This window comes from Streptomyces sp. NPDC055140 (assembly GCF_053607285.1).
In genome coordinates, this window is sequence record NZ_JBSGTG010000068.1 from 6378 (window position 1) to 10105 (window position 3728).

Genomic DNA, 3728 nt, shown 5'->3' on the forward strand with positions numbered 1-3728 from the left:
GCTCAGTGGCTGAGCGTGGGCAGGTGCCAGCTCGGGCCGTCCGGCTCGCGGTACGTGACGGTCTGCCGGGTCGGGGTGATGGTCAGAGCGAAGTCGTCGCGGGCGATGTCGTCGGTGAAGGTCTTGGCGAGTTCCTCGACGCGGTCCCACAGGCGGACCGGGCCGCTCTGGCGCACGGTGCCGGTGGTGTCGACGGTTGCGACGGAGCCGTCCGCGGTCCACAGGCCGACGGCCGTGACCTGTCTTTGGTCGTCCTTCCAGGTGCATGAGGTGTAGCCGGGCAGGGCGAGCGAGAGGGGGAACTTCAGGCGCCCCAGGACGTCGTGGGGTGCCACGGACGTCGTCCGGGGGTCTTCGTTGCGGACCGCGTCGAGGTCGGGCGGTGTGGCAGGCGAGCGGAGCGCCATGAAGTGGGCGGGGGTGGGCAGGAAGCGGCCGGTGGCGTGTCCGGGGCCGGTCACCTGCGCGCGGACGATGCCGTAGCCGAGCGGGGCGACGATGACCGCGCCGTCGGCGGCCTGCTCCAGCAGTGCGGGCGGGATGGCGTGCAGGCCCGCGGTGGCGATGATGCGGTCGTAGGGGGCCCGGCGCGGGTAGCCGAGTGTGCCGTCGCCGGCCGCGAGGGTGGGGCTGTGGCCTGCCTGCTTCAGGCGGCCGATCGCTGCCGCGACGAGCCCCGGGTCGACGTCGACGCTCGTGACGCGTCCCTCGCCGAGGCGGTGCGACAGGAGCGCGGTGTTGTAGCCGGTTCCGGTGCCGAGCTCGAAGACACGGGAGCCGTCGTGGACGTCGAGGGCCTCCAGCATGGTGAGCATCACGGACGGCTGGCTCGACGAGCTGGTGGGGATGCCGTGTTCGTCGAGCTGGGTCGTCAGTGCGGCGTCGGCGTAGACGGCCTCCAGGTATCCGACGTCGCCCCAGGAGACGGGCTGCCATGCCGCGTCGGTGCCCTGCGTGTAGAAGCGCGGAACGAAGACGTGCCGCGGGACGTCGGCGAACGCCTGGAGCCACTCGCCGTCGTGGTCCAGGGCGAGATCCGTGGCGTACTTGTGCCGCAGGGCGGCCGACGTGCCGGTGTCCGGCCAGGAATTCATTCGGTGACTCCTTGCAGGTAGTCGGCGTGCGCGGCGGCGATCGGGAGGCCGGTGCGGTTCTCCACCCAGGCCCAGGTGCCGGCGGGATCAGGCTGCGCGGCACGGTGAGCCCGCAACGGGTCGCGGCGACGAGCTGCTGAGGTTTGTGGGCGGCAACGCGGTCGGCGTGCGGATTGTTGATCCACGGCACGCCCGGCAGGGCCGCCAGGACGTTCAACAGGGCGGCATCCGCCTGGTTCTGGGCCCACGTGCGGTAGGACTCGGGGACGGTGTCCGCGATGAGGGGGCGTCCGGGCCGCCTCCAGTAGATGGCCCGGACGTCCTCGAGCCGCGCCGTCCGGCGCCCGTCGTCGAGGATCCCGCTCCAGCCCGCCTCACCGGCTGCATGGGTGGCGGTGAGGGTGAGTTGCTGCGGGAAGGTCGCGACGTCGAAGCGGATGACTGGGACATCGCGCCGGTTGAGCTGGTCGACGACCATGTCGGCGGACGCGTCCAGCTGCTCGGCGACCACGAGCACCGGGCGGGCGGCGGCGGTCATGACGCGGACGCGTAGTACGGGTCCTGGACGTCGTCGCCCTGCCCGTCGTGGTTGGTGTCCGTCGTCGAGGCGGCCATGTCTCCGGTGTGCCAGGGGCTGCCGTCCGCCTGCTGGTTGATCTGGAGCCCCTCGTTCCAGGACACGCCCTTGATCGACGTCTGAACGAGGCAGGGCGGGGCTGCGGACCGCGCGGCGAACGGAATGGTGGTGGCAGTGGTCATCGGATCCTCCGTGGATGTGGAGCGGATGGTGCCAGGGGCCCCGCTCCCCGGGTGCCGAATGCCGTGCGGAGTTGCCCGGGGAGCGGGATCTTGCAGCCGCCGCGCCTCGGCCTTCCTGTGCGAAGCGCGGCGGGGGCTCAGGGGAGGCTGTGCCAGAAGGCGATGCCGATCGCGCCGATGCCGGCGGCAGCCAGGATGGTGGTGATCAGTGCGTCGACGAGGCGGATGCGGGCCCTCACGCCGTGTCCGCATCGAGCAGCTCGGCGAGCGCGGCGGCGCTGTAGGCGAGGTTTTGCAGGTGCTTCCAGGCGGCCCAGTCCGAGTCGAGCGTGGTGGGCGTGGTCGGCGAGTCCAGGACGCGGTAGGCGGCGCGGAAGATCGACGTCGCGTACGCAGGGCGGTCCGGGCCGTTTTCGCGGATCATGCGCCGCACATGGGCGGCCATCCACCGGGTCCGCTCCTCGATCCCGGGCCGTTCGAGCGCGGCCAGCGGCGTGTCGTTGACCTCCGCGATGGCAGCTCGCACGGCCCGGAAGTCGATCGGCTCCTTCACGTCGCCGGGCTCAGTGCCCTCACGTGTTCCGGCGTGGTGTGAGTCCACGATGCTCACGGCGCCCCCTCGTCTGGACTGGCGTGCTTGGCCCACTAGCCTCCCGGCGCGACAGGAGCGGCACCATCCGCCCGGGGTCTCACCTGGGTCTCACGAATTCAGACGGGCTATCAGGTGGGTATCACCTCCATCGTGGGTGGTTCCCGGGCAGTCTGGACGGGCGATATTCACGATGCTGACCGGCTGTCACCACCGGGGCGCGTCCGTCAGGAGGACCTCATGTCGCAGCAGCAGCCGCGCAACCTGCTTCACGCGCTGGTCCTGGAGCGGGCGTGGACCTACGAAGAGGCCGCGAAGGAGTACCGCAAGACCGGTCGGCTCATCGGCAACGAACGCGATGAAGCCCGCTACCGGTCGGCGGATGTCTCCGAGCCGACGTGGAGACGGTGGACAAGCGGCCAGCAGCGGCGGGCGCCGAATCCGCCGGCGCCCCTCATCCTGCACAGGATGTTCGGAGCGTCGGTGCTGGACTTATTCGCGCCTGTCCAGGCAGCGGTCACCCTGCACCCAGCGCTCAACGAAAGCGATATCGCCATGACTGCTCGTGACGCCGCCACCCACGCCGGAAACGCCGCCTCGGCCCATCTGCCAGACATGACGCTGGACCAGATCGACGACGACGTGCAGACGCTGGCAGTGGACTACGAGACGACCAACCCCGTCGCGGCGTTCCGGCGCGCAGAAGCCCTTCTCCTGGACGTGCAGGACAAGCTGGAGCGCACACAGCGGCCACGGCAACAAGAGCGCCTGTACCTGGCGGCCGGGCAGGCCGGGGCCCTGTTGTCGGTGGCCGCGTTCGACCTGGGCGTGCTCGGTCCAGCCACCCAGTTCGCCCGCACCGCCGCCATGTACGGGCAGACCATCGAGCACGGGCCGCTCCAGGCCTACGCGCACGGCGTACTGGCGTACCTGGCCTACTGGGACGGCCGCCCGACGGCCGCCATGCGCAACATCCACATCGCGAAATCGTTCGGCGGAGTCGGCGCCATGGGACGGATGCGGCTGTCCGCGATCGAGGCCCGCGCCTACGCGCACCTGGGGCGCCCCCGTGACGCCGAACGCGCCGTGCAGCAGGCACTCGACCCCGGCCCCGAGGTGCGCGACGAGCTGCACGACGACGTGGGCGGCGAGTTCGCGTTCGGGCCCGCCCGGGCCGCGATGAGCCACGCCACGACGTACCTCATCCTCAAAGACTCGGAGCGCGCCGAGCAATCCGCACTCCACGCCTTGCAGTTGCTCGACGCCGATCCGCGCGCGGACCGGCC

General features: G+C 71.1%; 4 protein-coding genes and 1 pseudogene. 1 reads left to right on the plus strand and 4 read right to left on the minus strand.

Features of this window, described 5'->3' with window-relative positions; all coding sequences use genetic code 11:
• Positions 1–2: 2 nt before the first annotated feature.
• The 4 genes and pseudogenes from ACWFR4_RS46225 to ACWFR4_RS46240 all read right to left on the minus strand — a co-directional run bounded on the left by ACWFR4_RS46225 (position 3) and on the right by ACWFR4_RS46240 (position 2463).
• Positions 3–1094 (minus strand): methyltransferase domain-containing protein, encoded by a 1092-nt coding sequence (locus tag ACWFR4_RS46225; protein ID WP_453657686.1) that lies wholly within the window; start codon positions 1092–1094, stop codon positions 3–5.
• Between the two features lie 223 nt (positions 1095–1317).
• A pseudogene (locus tag ACWFR4_RS46230) lies at positions 1318–1632 on the minus strand (MvdC/MvdD family ATP grasp protein); the annotation flags it as partial.
• Positions 1629–1853 carry a hypothetical protein gene (locus tag ACWFR4_RS46235; protein WP_453657688.1) on the minus strand — a complete coding sequence of 75 codons (225 nt, stop codon included), beginning with the start codon at positions 1851–1853 and terminating at the stop codon, positions 1629–1631. The pseudogene ACWFR4_RS46230 and the gene ACWFR4_RS46235, both read right to left, overlap by 4 nt.
• A gap of 235 nt (positions 1854–2088) precedes the next feature.
• Positions 2089–2463 carry a hypothetical protein gene (locus ACWFR4_RS46240; RefSeq protein ID WP_453657690.1) on the minus strand — a complete coding sequence of 125 codons (375 nt, stop codon included), beginning with the start codon at positions 2461–2463 and terminating at the stop codon, positions 2089–2091.
• Positions 2464–2682: 219 nt separating this feature from the next.
• Between ACWFR4_RS46240 and ACWFR4_RS46245 the strand changes: the two genes are divergently transcribed.
• A partial coding sequence (locus ACWFR4_RS46245) for a hypothetical protein (RefSeq protein ID WP_453657692.1) occupies positions 2683–3728 on the plus strand: 1046 nt, incomplete at its 3' end.

Excerpts from the sequence above, each read along its gene's own strand:
- ACWFR4_RS46225 (WP_453657686.1), bottom strand. The coding sequence starts at position 1,094 with ATGAATTCCTGGCCGGACACCGGCACGTCGGCCGCCCTGCGGCACAAG.
- ACWFR4_RS46235 (WP_453657688.1), bottom strand. The coding sequence starts at position 1,853 with ATGACCACTGCCACCACCATTCCGTTCGCCGCGCGGTCCGCAGCCCCG.